At 71.4% G+C, this 14,127-nt stretch carries 13 protein-coding genes and 1 pseudogene; 9 read left to right on the top strand and 5 right to left on the bottom strand.

Annotated elements, in window-relative coordinates; all coding sequences use genetic code 11:
- Positions 1 to 56 precede the first annotated feature (56 nt).
- Both ccrA and mce read right to left on the bottom strand, forming a co-directional pair.
- On the bottom strand, positions 57 to 1,412 hold the full coding sequence (ccrA, locus tag OG505_RS32790) for a crotonyl-CoA carboxylase/reductase (protein WP_405434861.1): 1,356 nt from the start codon (positions 1,410 to 1,412) through the stop codon (positions 57 to 59).
- A gap of 315 nt (positions 1,413 to 1,727) precedes the next feature.
- Positions 1,728 to 2,201, bottom strand: coding sequence for a methylmalonyl-CoA epimerase (gene mce / locus OG505_RS32795; protein WP_405429889.1), 474 nt, complete (start codon positions 2,199 to 2,201; stop codon positions 1,728 to 1,730).
- Positions 2,202 to 2,263: 62 nt separating this feature from the next.
- Between mce and OG505_RS32800 the strand changes: the two genes are divergently transcribed.
- Positions 2,264 to 3,463: an acetyl-CoA C-acetyltransferase gene (locus tag OG505_RS32800; protein ID WP_405429890.1), complete on the top strand. Its 1,200-nt coding sequence runs from the start codon at positions 2,264 to 2,266 to the stop codon at positions 3,461 to 3,463.
- Positions 3,460 to 4,464 carry a methylmalonyl Co-A mutase-associated GTPase MeaB gene (gene meaB, locus OG505_RS32805; protein WP_405429892.1) on the top strand — a complete coding sequence of 335 codons (1,005 nt, stop codon included), beginning with the start codon at positions 3,460 to 3,462 and terminating at the stop codon, positions 4,462 to 4,464. Before OG505_RS32800 ends, meaB begins: the two co-directional genes overlap by 4 nt.
- Positions 4,465 to 4,527: 63 nt before the next feature.
- Here meaB and OG505_RS32810 read toward each other — a convergent pair whose 3' ends face one another.
- The gene (locus tag OG505_RS32810) at positions 4,528 to 4,932 is read right to left on the bottom strand and encodes a hypothetical protein (protein WP_405429894.1); all 405 of its coding nucleotides are present in this window, start codon (positions 4,930 to 4,932) and stop codon (positions 4,528 to 4,530) included.
- Positions 4,933 to 5,187: 255 nt separating this feature from the next.
- Between OG505_RS32810 and OG505_RS32815 the strand changes: the two genes are divergently transcribed.
- Together OG505_RS32815 and OG505_RS32820 are read left to right on the top strand one after the other, a co-directional pair.
- On the top strand, positions 5,188 to 5,604 hold the full coding sequence (locus OG505_RS32815) for an Asp23/Gls24 family envelope stress response protein (RefSeq protein WP_405429895.1): 417 nt from the start codon (positions 5,188 to 5,190) through the stop codon (positions 5,602 to 5,604).
- A gap of 188 nt (positions 5,605 to 5,792) precedes the next feature.
- A complete protein-coding gene (locus tag OG505_RS32820; protein WP_405429897.1) occupies positions 5,793 to 6,194 on the top strand; it encodes an Asp23/Gls24 family envelope stress response protein in 402 nt (133 codons plus the stop codon).
- A gap of 47 nt (positions 6,195 to 6,241) precedes the next feature.
- Here the strand turns inward: OG505_RS32820 and OG505_RS32825 are convergent, their stop codons facing one another.
- Complete coding sequence (locus OG505_RS32825) at positions 6,242 to 6,658, bottom strand: GntR family transcriptional regulator (RefSeq protein ID WP_405429899.1); 417 nt, start codon at positions 6,656 to 6,658, stop codon at positions 6,242 to 6,244.
- A gap of 252 nt (positions 6,659 to 6,910) precedes the next feature.
- On the opposite strand from OG505_RS32825, the gene OG505_RS32830 reads away from it, so the two are divergent.
- The 5 genes and pseudogenes from OG505_RS32830 to OG505_RS32850 all read left to right on the top strand — a co-directional run bounded on the left by OG505_RS32830 (position 6,911) and on the right by OG505_RS32850 (position 11,946).
- Positions 6,911 to 7,228 (top strand): DivIVA domain-containing protein, encoded by a 318-nt coding sequence (locus OG505_RS32830; RefSeq protein WP_405429901.1) that lies wholly within the window; start codon positions 6,911 to 6,913, stop codon positions 7,226 to 7,228.
- Positions 7,228 to 7,486 (top strand): annotated as a pseudogene (locus tag OG505_RS32835) (hypothetical protein). Before OG505_RS32830 ends, OG505_RS32835 begins: the two are co-directional and overlap by 1 nt.
- A gap of 213 nt (positions 7,487 to 7,699) precedes the next feature.
- Positions 7,700 to 9,388, top strand: a complete 1,689-nt coding sequence (locus OG505_RS32840) for a methylmalonyl-CoA mutase (protein WP_405429902.1) — start codon at positions 7,700 to 7,702, stop codon at positions 9,386 to 9,388.
- Between the two features lie 163 nt (positions 9,389 to 9,551).
- Positions 9,552 to 10,475 (top strand): tetratricopeptide repeat protein, encoded by a 924-nt coding sequence (locus OG505_RS32845; RefSeq protein ID WP_405429903.1) that lies wholly within the window; start codon positions 9,552 to 9,554, stop codon positions 10,473 to 10,475.
- A gap of 85 nt (positions 10,476 to 10,560) precedes the next feature.
- The gene (locus OG505_RS32850; RefSeq protein ID WP_405429904.1) at positions 10,561 to 11,946 is read left to right on the top strand and encodes an arginase family protein; all 1,386 of its coding nucleotides are present in this window, start codon (positions 10,561 to 10,563) and stop codon (positions 11,944 to 11,946) included.
- A 133-nt stretch (positions 11,947 to 12,079) separates the two neighbouring features.
- Here OG505_RS32850 and OG505_RS32855 read toward each other — a convergent pair whose 3' ends face one another.
- The gene (locus tag OG505_RS32855) at positions 12,080 to 14,044 is read right to left on the bottom strand and encodes a penicillin-binding transpeptidase domain-containing protein (RefSeq protein WP_405429906.1); all 1,965 of its coding nucleotides are present in this window, start codon (positions 14,042 to 14,044) and stop codon (positions 12,080 to 12,082) included.
- Positions 14,045 to 14,127 lie beyond the last annotated feature (83 nt).

Raw genomic sequence — 14,127 nt, forward strand, 5'->3', positions numbered from 1 at the left:
GAACAATGCCGATCACCGCATTGGCCATCGGCAGCTCATCCGTCCGGCCGGTGGCCTCAGTGCCCCCGGAACCGGTTGATCGCTTCCTCGTGCCGGGCCCGCAACTCCCCGTCACGGACGCCCAACCCGTCGGCGGGCGCGAGGCAGCGCACCCCGACCTTGCCCTGGTGCGCGTTGCGGTGCACCTCGTACGCGGCCTGACCGGTCTGCTCCAACGAGTAGGTACGTGACACCGTCGGGTGCACCTTGCCGAGCGCGACCAGACGGTTGGCCTGCCACGCCTCGTGGTAGTTGGCGAAGTGGCTGCCCACGATTCGCTTCAGGTGCATCCACAGGTAGCGGTTGTCGTACTGGTGCTGGAACCCGCTCGTGGACGCGCAGGTGACGATGGTGCCGCCACGACGGGCCACGTAGACGCTCGCGCCGAACGTCTCCCGGCCCGGGTGCTCGAAGACGATGTCCGGGTCCTCGCCCCCGGTCAGCTCGCGGATCCGCTCGCCGAAGCGCCGCCACTCGTCCTGGTCCTGGGTCTGCTCGTCCTTCCAGAACCGGAAGCCCTCCGCGGCCCGGTCGATGACCAGCTCCGCGCCCATCTTGCGGCACAGCTCGGCCTTCTCCGGCGAGGAGACCACGCAGACGGGGATCGCGCCGCCGTTGAGCGCCATCTGGGTGGCGTACCCGCCGAGGCCGCCCGAGGCGCCCCAGATCAGCACCACGTCACCCTGCTTCATGTTGGCGCCGTGATGCGAGACGAGCTGCCGGTAGGCGGTGGAGTTGACCAGCCCCGGGCTGGCCGCCTCCTCCCAGCTCAGGTGCCGCGGCTTGGGCATCAGCTGGTTGGCCTTGACGATGGCCAGCTCGGCCAGGCCGCCGAAGTTGGTCTCGAAGCCCCAGATCCGCTGCTGCGGGTCGAGCATGGTGTCGTCGTGGCCGGCGGCGTCCTCCAGCTCGACCGAGAGGCAGTGCGCGACGACCTCGTCGCCGGCCGCCCACCGGGTCACCCCCGGGCCGGTACGCAGCACCACGCCGGCCGCGTCCGAGCCGACCACGTGGTACGGCAGGTCGTGCCGGCGGGTCAGCTCGGAGACCCGGCCGTAGCGTTCGAGGAACCTGAAGGTGGACACCGGCTCGAAGATGCTGGTCCACACGGTGTTGTAGTTGATCGCGCTGGCCATCACCGCGATCAGCGCCTCGCCCGGTGCCAGCTCCGGCGTCGGCACCTCCTGCACGTGCAGCGCCTTGCGGGGGTCCTTGTCCCGGGTGGCCATGCCGTCGAACATCCGGGCCTCTTCGGCGCGGACGACCACGCCTCGGTAACTCTCCGGCACGGGCAGTCCGGCGACGCCCGCCAGCTCGCGGTCCGGGTCGTTCGATTCCTCCGCCGCCATGATCGCTTCGAGGATGTCCTGCACGGTGACCTCCGGTTCGTCCGCACCCGTACGGGCCCGGGTGCTGCCATCGTCGGCGCCGGTGGACGCGACCGCCATGTCGGCATTCGACACATCCGGGACCGGTCGCGCTCCTGTGGGCCGGGACGTTACTGAACGGTAGCTAAAGTCGGAAGTCCTCTGTGAAAAACTGCATCCGCCGATGCGTGAAGGTGTCCGGCCGCCCCGCCAACCGCGCAGACACGTGCTCTCGAACCGGCCTCCGCGCTCGCCTCAGCGATGTTAGGAAGGGCCCCTTCCTATACACGAGGCGATAAGAAGGGGCCCTTCCTTGCATGGTCAGTGGGTGGGGGCGGGTTGGACGAGTTCGATCAGGACGCCGCCGGCGTCCTTGGGGTGCACGAAGTTGATCCGGGAGTCCGCGGTGCCGCGACGCGGGGCGTCGTAGAGCAGTCGCACCCCCCGCTCGCGCAGCGCCGCGCAGGCCACGTCGATGTCCGCCACCGTGTACGCGACCTGCTGCACGCCCGGCCCGTTGCGGTCGAGGAACTTCGCGATCGTCGAGGTCGGGGTGAGCGGGGCCAGCAGTTGCACGCAGCCGCCCTCGGCGGTCGGCCCGACGGCCAGCATCGCTTCCCGTACGCCCTGCTCGGCGTTGGTCTCGGTGTGTACGCAGCGCATCCCGAAGGTCCGCTGGTAGAAGTCGATCGCGGCATCCAGGTCGGCGACGGCGATGCCGACGTGGTCAATCTTGCGAAGCCCGATGTCTGTGACGTAGTCCGCACCGGGCTCGACGGGGGAGTTCTCAGCCATGGCGCTAGTCTGGCCGAACAATCGTTAAGGCGTACAGCTCGGCACCCCCCTCGGAGGCAGGCATGGCTTCGGTGATCGTCAGCGGCGCGCGGACCCCGATGGGGCGGCTGCTGGGCAACCTCAAGGACCTCCCGGCCACCAAGCTCGGCGGAATCGCCATCAAGGCGGCCCTGGAGCGGGCCGGGGTCAGCCCGGACCAGGTCCAGTACGTGATCATGGGCCAGGTGCTCCAGGCGGGCGCCGGGCAGATCCCGGCCCGGCAGGCGGCTGTCGAGGCCGGCGTGCCGATGTCGGTGCCGGCGCTGACCATCAACAAGGTCTGCCTCTCCGGGCTGGACGCGATCGCCCTGGCCGACCAGCTCATCCGGGCCGGCGAGTTCGACATCGTGGTTGCTGGCGGCATGGAGTCGATGACCAACGCCCCGCACCTGCTGATGGGCCAGCGCACCGGCTACAAGTACGGCGACGTGGTGGTCAAGGACCACATGGCGCACGACGGGCTCAGCGACGCCTGGGACTGCTGCTCCATGGGCGAGTCGACCGAGCGTCTCGGCACGAAGCACGGCATCTCCCGCGAGGAGCAGGACACCTTCGCCGCGGCCAGCCACCAGCGGGCCGCCGCCGCGCAAAAGAACGGCCACTTCGCCGAGGAGATCACCCCGGTGCTGATCCCGCAGCGCAAGGGTGACCCGCTGGTGATCAGCGACGACGAGGGCATCCGCCCGGACACCACCGCCGAGTCGCTGGCCAAGCTGCGTCCCGCGTTCACCAAGGACGGCACCATCACCGCCGGCAGCTCCTCGCCGATCTCCGACGGCGCGGCCGCCGTGGTCGTCATGAGCAAGGCCAAGGCCAACGAGCTGGGGCTGACCTGGCTGGCCGAGATCGGCGCGCACGGCAACGTGGCCGGTCCGGACAACTCCCTGCACTCCCAGCCGTCCAACGCGATCAGCCACGCCCTGAAGAAGGGCGGCCTGAGCGTCGACGACCTCGACCTCATCGAGATCAACGAGGCGTTCGCGCAGGTCGGCATCCAGTCCACCCGTGACCTGGGCATCAGCTCCGACAAGGTCAACGTCAACGGCGGCGCGATCGCGCTGGGCCACCCGATCGGGATGTCCGGTGCGCGTCTCGTCCTCACCCTCGCCCTGGAGCTGAAGCGGCGCGGCGGCGGCACCGGCGCGGCCGCTCTCTGCGGCGGCGGCGGCCAGGGCGACGCGCTGATCATCCACGTGCCGGGAAGCGAAGCGACTGCACAGTGAGCGATGCGATCGAGGGCGTCCCGGCGGCGGCCACCACGTCCGTGCGCCGCAGCCGGGACGTGCCGCTGCTGGTCGAGCGGGCCCGCACCGGTGACCCCCGTGCGGTGGCCCGCCTGATCACCCTGGTGGAAAACGGCGACAGCCTGCTGCCGGCGATCGCCGCCGCGTTGGCGCCGTACGCCGGGCAGGCCCAGGTCGTCGGGCTCACCGGTTCACCGGGGGTGGGTAAGTCCACCACCACCAACGAGCTGGTCCGCGCGCTGCGGGCACGTGGGCACCGGGTCGGCGTGCTGGCGGTCGACCCGTCCAGCCCGTTCACCGGCGGGGCGATCCTCGGCGACCGGGTGCGCATGCAGGACCACGCCACCGATCCGGGCGTCTACATCCGGTCCATGTCCAGCCGAGGGCACCTCGGCGGGCTGGCGGCGGCGACACCGCAGGCGGTCCGCGTGCTGGAGGGCGCCGGCTGCGACGTGGTGCTGGTGGAGACCGTCGGCGTCGGGCAGGCCGAGGTGGAGGTCGCCTCGCTGGCCGACACCACGCTCGTGCTGCTCGCTCCCGGCATGGGGGACGCGATCCAGGCCGTCAAGGCCGGCATCCTGGAGATCGCCGACGTGTTCGTGGTCAACAAGGCCGACCGGGACGGCGTCGACGCCACCGTCCGTGACATCCAGGGCATGATCGCCCTGGGCGAGCGCGGCCCGGGGCAGTGGCGACCGCAGGTGGTCCGTGCGATCGCGGCCCGGGGCGAGGGCATCGACGACATCGCCGCCGCCATCGACAAGCACCGGGGCTGGCTGGTCGAGCACGGCGAACTGCGCCGCCGCCAGGAGGCGCGGGCCGCGGCCGAGATCGAGGCCATCGCGCTCGGCGTGCTTCGCGCCCGGATCGGTTCACTGCGCGACGGTACGCAGTTGTCCACACTCGCCGCCCAGGTGGCCGAGGGCGCGAATGACCCGTACACGGCGGCTGACGAGTTGCTTTCCCAGCTCGCCCGGTGACCCGGGCGGCGCCGGCCGGCGGGGCCGGCGCCGACGATCGGCGACAGCCCCGCGTCCGCGGGTCTAGCCGCAGTGTCCCCAGGGGCTGGTCCAGTAGGTGCCGCGGCTGAGGCCGCCGAACCGGACGCACTGTCCGCCGCTGTCGGCTCGGATCGGCCCCGCGTAGTACCTGTAGCGGTCCTCGTCGATGCCGCCGCGGCCGTCCTCGATGTCGAGGTACGCACCGATTTTGGTCAGCGTGCCCCGGTCTGCGGTCTTGATGGTGACCACACAGTTCCAGCCACCACCGCTGGACTTGTAGAGCAGGTACGCGGTCGCGCCGGGTAGCCCGTGACTGTTGATGACGTAGTACCCGGAGCCGCACAGGGCGCTGGGCGACTCGGCCGCCTGAGCCGGCGTTGCCGCCCCGAGTAGAGCGCCGACCGACAGGGTGACCGCCGTGGCGAAACTCAACAACTTTCTGCGCATCAAGCAGACCTCACTCGTGTAGCGAAAAATGTCCATCCTGGACTTTCCAAGATCGACAGCCTAAATGGCCCGAAGACCGCGTGCGCACGGGACTCCCCCGGGTGCGGCGCAACAACCGCCGCGCTTCGGTCGCCCGGAAGCGAATGTCGCTCCGGTTTTAGTACGCTCGCAGCGCATGACCGGAAGCGAGGCTTCCGCAAAGCGGGCTGACGCGCCGGTCGGTCCACATGCGTCGGGACCAGGGGAGATGTGATCATGACGGACGCGTTGGAGAACGCCGGTGGAGTGCAACCCGCGACGAGCGCTGCCCGGGGCGGCACGTCGGTTTCCGACGAGGTGGTGGAGAAGATCGCCGGTGCCGCCGCTCGTTCGGTGCCCGGCGTCGCCGATCTCGGCGGTGATGTGGCCCGGTTCTTCAACAACTTCTTGGACAAGGTCGGCCTGGACGAGGTGGGCGATGCCCGCCGAGGCGTCTCGGCCGACGTGAGCGGCACCTCTGCGGTCATCAACGTGGTCCTGGTGATCGACTCCGGTCAGGTCGTATCCGACGTGACCGAGGCGGTGCGGACTGCGGTGATCGAGGCGGTGGAGAAGTACGGCCTGACGGTCACCCAGGTCAACATCACGGTGGACGACATCGAGCTGAACCAGCCGGGAGTAGCCGGAGCCTGAAGCGTAGGCGTCCGACGGCGCAACAGTTGTCGGACCGCCCGGCTATCGGCCGGTTCCCGACGACGCCCGCGCCGACCGTTCACCAGGGACGTCCCCGGCGACAGTCGTCCTTGTAGGCTCGCACCCTCACGGCGGTGGAAGTCGGGCGGGTGTCCCGGCGCGGTGGCGCGAGAAGCAGGGGAGCGGCTGTGGACCACGAGGCGACGCAGGAGCTGACCATGGCGTCGGCAGCGGTCGGCGGGACGACGCAGGTCTCCGACGAGGTGGTCGAGAAGATCGCAGTCTCGGCGGCCCGCGCGGTGCCGGGCGTGGTGGAGTTGGGCGGGGACGTGGCCCGGTTCGTCAACGCGGTCCTCGACCGGGTCGGGTTGGACCAGGTCGGCGACGACCGGCGGGGTTGCTCGGCCCACGTGACCGGCGACGCGGCCGTGGTCAACCTGGTGTTGGTGATTCAGGGCGGTCGGCCGGTGCCGGAGATCACCCGTGAGGTGCGAGCCCGGGTAACCGAGGCGGTCGAGGCGCACGGGCTGCGGGTCGACGAGGTCAACATCCGGGTCGACGACGTGGCGATGGGCGGGCCGACGGCATAGACACGCTGGGCGGTGTGGGGCCTGATCCGGCCAGGCTCTCGTGAGGGCTATTGGGGCTCTGGCCGGGTCAGCTCGACCTCGTCGCCCGCCAGAATCTCTACCTCTCCGCTTCGGTCGTGGACTTCGAGGACCGGTACGCCCTCGTCAAGCTGCATGTTTCGGCGCTCGGTGCTGGTCGGCATTCGGGCGATGACCCGTGCGCCGGTCGCCAGCTCGACCGTCGTTCGTTGTGGCACGTCCCGGACTCGGGTTCCTGCGGGGCGGGTGGTGGTGACCAGCCCTTCGGACCGCAGGAGCGAGATCGCCATGCGGACAGCGTCGCGGCCGATCTGGTGCTCCTGGCTCAAGCGCGTCTCGCTGCCGACGCTCGACCCCGCAGGCAGGTCCCCCGACTCGATCTGCTGACGAAGCAGGTCGGCGAGCTGGATGTAGACCGGCGTGTGTGAGCGGGGATCGATGGTCATGCCACAAGCCTTGTGCCTTCATGGTAGAGATCCATCAAGGCTTTATTGCAATGATGGATTGTTGCTACGTTGCCTCTTTGTTATGGTCGCCCATAGCGGTGCGTGCTTGTGGGGTCACGGAGACATCTGCCCCTGGTGTGCGCCTGCTGGTTGAGCTGCCCCGCTGTCGTACTGCTGATCTGAGCTGCGGTCGTGGGGCGGAGTGGGCCCACCCCTTCCATTTCCCCTGCGACAGAGAGGCAGGTCTTCGTCGTGCGTCTGAGTTTCCGGCGAAGCGGTCGACCCGAGCGGACCACGCACCCCAGCCAACCGAGCTACTACCGCTCGGCGACCTACCTCCCGCTCTTCCCGTGGCAGGTGCGCGAGCGGCGGTTCCGGCCCATCCCATTCGCCCGCCGCGGCCTGGACCCGGATGAGGTGTACGCGTTCCTGGACCGGGTCGCCGGTGACCTGTCCGCACTGCATGCCGCGCTCGGCGACAGCCGCCAGGAGACCGCTCGGATCAAGGACGCGCTACGCCAGTGGCAGTCCGACCAGGTGCGGCCGGTCAACGCGGGCCGGTACCGCTGATGGCCGGCCGGGAACGCTTCGTCATTCACCTGCCGGTGGTCGCCGCCGATCTGGTCGTCGCCGTGCGCCTGGCCCGGGTGGTGGCCCGGGTGGGCCAGTGTGCTCGCCCAGGCCGATCCCGGCGAGACCACCGTCTCGGTCGAGGACAACCAGTGCGTACGCCATCGGGTCTTCTGCGACCGGCGGCTGGCTGGCGGTCGGCGCTGCCTGCTCCGGGCCGACCACGACGGCCACTGCACCCGGCGGCTGATCCGGTGACCATCGAGCCCTCGCCGGCGCTGGCCGATCCCGTGCCGCTGATCGTGCGTCTCGCCCGGCACTTCCCGGGGAGCAGGTGGGGCGGGTCCACGCCCTCGGCCTGCAGCCGGCCTGAATCCGCCGTTACCCGTCGGTACGACAGGACTTAGCGATCGTTCAGGTGAGGGCCTTACACTCGACGTGCAGTCGAGGAACCGAGGAGGAGCCCTGCGCATGGACGCCGACGAGATCGACGCCGGACGGGCACGCTGGCAGGCCCGGTACGATTCCGCGCGCAAGCGGGACGCCGACTTCACCACGCTCTCCGGGATGCCGGTGGAGCCGGTCTACGGGCCGCCGGAGGGCAGCGCCTACCCGGGCTTCGAGCGGATCGGCTGGCCGGGCGAGTACCCGTACACCCGGGGTCTTCATCCGACCGGCTACCGCGGGCGGACCTGGACGATCCGGCAGTTCGCCGGCTTCGGCAACGCCCAGCAGACCAACGAGCGGTACAAGATGATCCTCGGCGCCGGCGGTGGCGGCCTGTCCGTCGCGTTCGACATGCCGACGCTGATGGGCCGCGACTCGGACGACCCGCAGGCGCTCGGCGAGGTCGGCCACTGCGGCGTGGCCATCGACACCGCCACCGACATGCAGGCGCTCTTCGACGGCATCGACCTGGCCGACGTCACCACCTCGATGACCATCTCCGGCCCGGCCGTGCCGGTGTTCTGCATGTACCTCGTCGCCGCTGAGCGGCAGGGCGCCGACCTGTCCAAGCTGGACGGCACGCTGCAGACCGACATCTTCAAGGAGTACATCGCGCAGAAGGAGTGGCTCTTCGACCCCGAGCCGCACCTGCGCCTGATCGGTGACCTGATGGAGTACTGCGCGGCGGAGATCCCGCGCTACAAGCCGCTGTCGGTCTCCGGCTACCACATCCGGGAGGCCGGCTCGACCGCCGCGCAGGAGCTGGCGTACACCCTGGCCGACGGCTTCGGTTACGTGGAGCTGGGCCTGTCGCGCGGCCTGGACGTGAACGTCTTCGCGCCGGGGCTGAGCTTCTTCTTCGACTCGCACCTCGACTTCTTCGAGGAGATCGCCAAGTTCCGCGCCGCCCGTCGGATCTGGGCCCGCTGGCTGCGCGACGTCTACGGCGCGACCAGCGAGAAGGCCCTTTGGCTGCGATTCCACACGCAGACCGCCGGTGTGTCGCTGACCGCGCAGCAGCCGGTCAACAACGTCGTACGCACCGCCGTCGAGGCGCTCGCGGCGGTGCTGGGCGGCACGAACTCGCTGCACACCAACGCGCTGGACGAGACCCTGGCGCTGCCCACCGACGAGTCCGCCGAGATCGCCCTGCGTACCCAGCAGGTGCTGATGGAGGAGACCGGGGTGGTCAACGTGGCCGACCCGCTCGGCGGGTCCTGGTACGTCGAGGCGCTGACCGACAAGATCGAGGCCGAGGCGGAGGAGATCTTCGCTCGCATCCGGCAGCTCGGCGGCGACGGGCCGCACCAGATCGGCCCGATGACCTCCGGCATTCTGCGCGGCATCGAGGACGGCTGGTTCACCGGGCACATCGCCGAGTCGGCCTTCGTCTACCAGCAGGCCCTGGAGAAGGGCGACAAGAAGATCGTCGGCGTCAACTGCCACACCGGCACGGTCGCCAAGGAGCTGGAGATCCTGCGCATCTCGCACGAGGTGGAGCTGGAGCAGCGCCGAGTGCTCGCCGAGCGCAAGGCCGGACGGGACGACGCCGCGGTCAAGGCCGCGGTCGCCCGGATGGTCGAGGCGAGCCGCACCGACGAGAACATGATCCCCGCCATGCTCGACGCGGTCCGCGCCGAAGCGACCCTGGGCGAGATCTGCGACGCCCTCCGGGCCGAGTGGGGCACCTACCGCGAACCCGCCCGTTTCTGACCCATACCACCACCCCCGTCGATCGCGCGGTCGCTGCCTGACGGACATCCCGTGTCGGCGGCAGAACTGCCCGATCGCCGGGGGTGGAATGGGGCGTGAGAGTTGCAACGTCGGAGTTGTGGGTGAGCCGGGAATCCGGGCTCGCGTGCGAGACTAGGTAACCATGAGCGACCCACGGATCACCTCGTCGATCTTCACCCGCGGCGCGGTCGACCTCAGCACGCTGCGCGGCCCCGCACCAGCCAGTACCCGCCCCGGCACACCCGCACAGGGCGGCCCGTCCGCCGGCGTGCCCGGCGCGCAGACCGCCGGCGGCAACGCCGCCATCGTCGACGTCACCGAGGCCACCATCCAGGCCGATGTGCTCGAACGGTCGATGGCCATGCCCGTCATCGTCTTCTTCGGTGCGGCCGGCTTCCCCGAGAGCGACGAATTCGCCCCGGTGCTGGAGCGGCTGGCCGCCGAGAGCGGCGGCGCCTGGGTGCTCGCCCGGGTCGACGTGCAGGAAAACCCGCGGATCGCCCAGATGTTCCGGGTCCAGGGCATCCCCATGGTCTACGCGGTCGTCGGCGGCCAGCCGATCGACGCCTTCTCCGGTGTGGTGCCCGAGGCCCAGCTCCGCCAGTGGATCCAGGCGGTGCTCAAGGCCGGTGGCGTGGCCGTCGCCGAACCGGAGGATCCGCGCCTCGACGAGGCGGACGACGCGCTCATGAGCGGCGACCTGGACGCCGCCGAGCAGGCGTACCGCAAGATCCTCGCCGACGCCCCGGCGGACGCCGCGGCCACGGCGGGTCTGGCCCAGGTCGGCGTGGCCCGCCGGGTCGCGGGCGCCGACCCGGCCACCGCGCTGGCGGCCGCCGAGAGCGCCCCCGGCGACGTCGCGGCCCAACTGCTGGCCGCCGACATCGAGGTGCTCAGCGGCCTGGCCGAACAGGCGTACGCCCGGCTCGTCGGCCTGGTCCGGCGCACCGCCGGTGAGGACCGCGAGACGGTCCGCCAGCACCTGGTGTCGCTGTTCTCCATCGCCGGCCCGGACGACCCGGCGGTCGCCTCGGCCCGGCGGGCACTGGCCAGCGCCCTGTTCTGAGTCAGCCGCACGGATCGTGAGTTCGTAGTACGCCAGCGCGGGCCGGCGTTTCGCCGGCCCGCCCGACCACCGAGGACGGGAGCTCATGATGCGCCGGATCGCCGTCCTCGACGCGCCGACCAATCTCGGCCTGCGACCGCCGACGTCCACCTCCGTGCCGGGCTGCGCCAAGGCGCCCGGCGCGTTGCGTGACCACGACCTGCTGGCCCGGCTGCGGGCCCGCGACGCCGGCTGCGTCACCCCACCCCGGTACGACCCCGGCGACTGGCGGCCGGGTGACGGCGTGTGCCACGCCCGGGAGATCGCCGACTACTCCCTCGCCCTCGCCGAGCGGATCGGCTCGATCATCGACCGGGGCGAGTTCCCGGTGGTGCTGGGCGGCGACTGCTCCGTGCTGCTCGGATCCGCGCTGGCCATGCACCGCCTCGGTGAGGCTGTCGGCGGGCGGATCGGGCTGGTCTTCGTCGACGGGCACTCCGACTTCCGGCACCCCGGCAACGCCTCCTACGTCGGCGCGGCAGCCGGGGAGGATCTGGCCCTCGTCACCGGGCGCGGCCAGGCCGACCTGGCCGCGCTGGAGGGCCGTCGACCCTACTTCCGCGACATCGACGTGGTGGTGCTCGGCATCCGGGCGCAGGACGAGTACCGCCTCGACCTCCAGGCCGCGGGCATCACCACCCGTCCGGTGCCGGCGCTGCGCGCCGAGGGCGCCGCCCGGACGGCCCAGTGGGCGCACGAGCAGCTCGCCGACTGCGCGGGCTACTGGGTGCACATCGACGTCGACGTGCTCGACCCGGCTGTCATGCCGGCCGTGGACGCCCCCGACCCGGGTGGGATCGCCTTCGCCGAGCTGGAGATCCTGCTCGCCGGCCTGGTCGACACCCCACACTGCCTCGGCGTCGAGCTGACCGTCTTCGACCCCGACTACGACCCGGACGGCTCGTACGCCGCCGAGATCGTCAACACCGTGGTCGCCGGCCTGGCCCCGGTCACCGCCCCGGAGGCGGTGCCACCCCGACTGCTGTCGCCCCGGCCCGCGCCCTCCCCACGGCGCGGCAACGGCCGGGCCGCGACCGCCACCGAGCGGCTCGCGGGGCCTGACGGGCTCGATCGTGCTGCGCGCCTCGCCGGGCGCGACAGCCCCGATCGGGTCGATGAGCGTGCCGGCGACGACCTGCCCGACGGCGACGCCTCCGGCAACCAGCCCTCTGGCGTCGGGTCCGCCGGCGTCCGTTCGTCGCTCGGCGCGGTGGCTGACGACGAGGTGACTGACGCCGTCGCGCCTGCGGCGGAGCCACCCGGCGCGGGCGGGCGGCTCCCAACCGAGCCATCCGACCTCGCGGCCCAGATCGCGGCCACGGTCGAGCGCGAACCGGTCGGTCCGCCCGCGTCGGCCGGCCCGGGTCTGCTCCGACGGCCCTCCCCGCCGGCCGAGACGCCGTCGGAACGGCGCGAGGCCGACTCCGCCTGATCCGGTCCACCTCGCCACGCTCCACCCCGGAAGGAGCGAAACCGGGGTGTCCGGATGGCCTGGACACCCCGGTTCCCGCTAAACCGGGTGGATCACCGCTGGGCGCGGGTGGCGACCAGCGGCGTACGGCAGGTCAGGTGCCGGGCAGCGCTCGGAGGAAGCGCTCGGCGATCGGGACGGCCGAGGCGGTGCTGGCGCCGCCCTTCTCCACGAACACGGCGAACACGACGTCACCCCGCCAGCCGACGAACCAGGCGTGCGTGTGGGCCGGGTTGTCGTCGTACTCGGCGGTGCCGGTCTTGCCGTACACCTCGCCGCCCGGAACGTCCTTGAGCGCGCTGCCGGTGCCGGCGGTGACGACCTCGCGCATCATCGTGCGCAGCGCCTCGACCGACTGCGGCTTGAGCGGTCCGTCGGTCACGGCCGGCGTGGCCGGCGCAGGGTCGACCAGCAGTTTCGGCTGGATGAATGCGCCCCGGGCGACGGCCGCTGTAGCGCCGGCCATGGCCAGGGGGCTGACCAACGTGGTGCCCTGACCGAACGACGCGGCGGCCTGCTCGGCCGGGCTGCCGCCGGTCGACACCTTGCCGGCGAAGGCGTCCACCCCGAGATCCCACTGCCCCTCCAGGCCCAGGGAGCGGCCGGCGGCGGCCAGCCCGTCACCGCCGAGCTTCGGGGCCAACGAGGCGAAAGCCGTGTTGCAGGACTTGGCGAAGTCGGTGCGGAACGGCACCGAGCCCAACTCGAAGTTGTCCGAGTTCTTGAAGGACCGGCCATCGACGGTGAAGGTTTTCTTGCACTCCACCGGCCCGTCCAGGGTGACCGCTCCCCGGTCCAGCAGACCCAGCGCGCTGACCATCTTGAACGTGGAGCCGGGCGGCACCTGGGCGGTGAAGGCCAGGTTCTCGCCGGCCGGCCCGGGACCGTTGGCGACGGCGAGCACCGCGCTGTCGCTGACGTGTACCGCCACCAGAGCGGCCCGGCGCGGCTCGGCGCGCAGGGCGGCGTCGGCCGCGTTCTGGGTGGCCACGTCCAGGGTGGTCTTCAGCGCCTGACCGGGCTGCGGCTCCCGGCGGAACAGCTCGGCGCCGGTGGGCGCCAGCTTGCCATCCTCGGCGGGCCGCTCGACCACGACCGTCAGGCCGGGGGCGCCGCGCAGCCGCTCGTCGTAGCGGCCCTGCAACCCGCCGTGCCCGACCAGGTCGCCGACGACGTACCGGTCCGGGTGGGCGGCGAGGTCGTCGGCCTGCGCCGGGTCGACCGAGCCGAGCAGCGCGCGGGCGAACTCCCGGGTCGGCGCCAGGTCGAGCTTGTCGGAGACGAACTTGGTGCCGGGCAGGTCATAGATCCGGGGTTTGATCTGCCGGTACGCGTCCTCGCGCAGGGTCACCACCTCGACGAGCGCGCCCGGGTCAGCCTCGGCCACCCGCTTGGGCAGATCGGCCAGGTCGACGGCGGGGACCAGGGCCGGACGGATCGCCTTGAAGGCCGCGTCGAGATCCTTGACCAGCTTCTTGATGTCGGTGACCTGGTTCGGCTGCACACCCACCCGCACCACCGGACGGGGCGCCACGATCGGCTGGCCGGCCGCGTCCAGCAGGCCCGCCCGGGGGCCGGTGTCGCGGCGCAGCCCCAGCCGGTCGCCCTTGGTGAGCTGCTCGTGGATCACCCGCGGCTCCCACATCACCTGCCACTGGTCGTCGTCGCCCTGGACGAGCCGCAGCTCCCGGTCGTACGTCCAGTGGGTCTGGCCCGGCAGCGACCAGTCGACCCGGATCGTCGTGGTCGCGATGTTCTTGGTGATCTTCGGCACACCCTGGCGGGCCAGGGCGGGCGGGGTGGCCGCCAACTCGCCGGACAGCTCCTTGATCTCCTTGGTCACCTCGGGCGCCGGCACCTTGGCGCCGGTCGTGTCGACCATCGCGACCGCCTGCAGGTCGCCACTGCGCCAGCCGGCGAGGAAGGCGTCGGCGCTGCGCTCCGGCCCGTCGTCGCCGGAGCACGCCGCCAAGACGCCAGCGGTGAGCAGAGTCGCCGTGAGCGCGGCGACCCGCCGGGCGCGATTCGGCCGGTGGGGCCGGGGGTAGGACAAGGTCATGAAGCGGTCCTTCCGGTCTCGGGCTGCTCTGCACGGTAGTACGCGAAGGGTGTCCCCAACGTCCCGTCTGGCGCTCGACGTGC

This window comes from Micromonospora sp. NBC_00617 (assembly GCF_045161355.1).
In the GTDB taxonomy this organism is placed as follows: domain Bacteria; phylum Actinomycetota; class Actinomycetes; order Mycobacteriales; family Micromonosporaceae; genus Micromonospora.

What these genes read in the sequence shown, in the direction of transcription:
- mce (WP_405429889.1), bottom strand. Translation starts at nt 2,201, where the DNA reads ATGGCTGAGAACTCCCCCGTCGAGCCCGGTGCGGACTACGTCACAGAC.
- OG505_RS32800 (WP_405429890.1), top strand. Translation starts at nt 2,264, where the DNA reads ATGGCTTCGGTGATCGTCAGCGGCGCGCGGACCCCGATGGGGCGGCTG.
- OG505_RS32810 (WP_405429894.1), bottom strand. Translation starts at nt 4,932, where the DNA reads ATGCGCAGAAAGTTGTTGAGTTTCGCCACGGCGGTCACCCTGTCGGTC.
- OG505_RS32815 (WP_405429895.1), top strand. Translation starts at nt 5,188, where the DNA reads ATGACGGACGCGTTGGAGAACGCCGGTGGAGTGCAACCCGCGACGAGC.
- OG505_RS32825 (WP_405429899.1), bottom strand. Translation starts at nt 6,658, where the DNA reads ATGACCATCGATCCCCGCTCACACACGCCGGTCTACATCCAGCTCGCC.
- OG505_RS32840 (WP_405429902.1), top strand. Translation starts at nt 7,700, where the DNA reads ATGGACGCCGACGAGATCGACGCCGGACGGGCACGCTGGCAGGCCCGG.
- OG505_RS32845 (WP_405429903.1), top strand. Translation starts at nt 9,552, where the DNA reads ATGAGCGACCCACGGATCACCTCGTCGATCTTCACCCGCGGCGCGGTC.
- OG505_RS32850 (WP_405429904.1), top strand. Translation starts at nt 10,561, where the DNA reads ATGATGCGCCGGATCGCCGTCCTCGACGCGCCGACCAATCTCGGCCTG.
- OG505_RS32855 (WP_405429906.1), bottom strand. Translation starts at nt 14,044, where the DNA reads ATGACCTTGTCCTACCCCCGGCCCCACCGGCCGAATCGCGCCCGGCGG.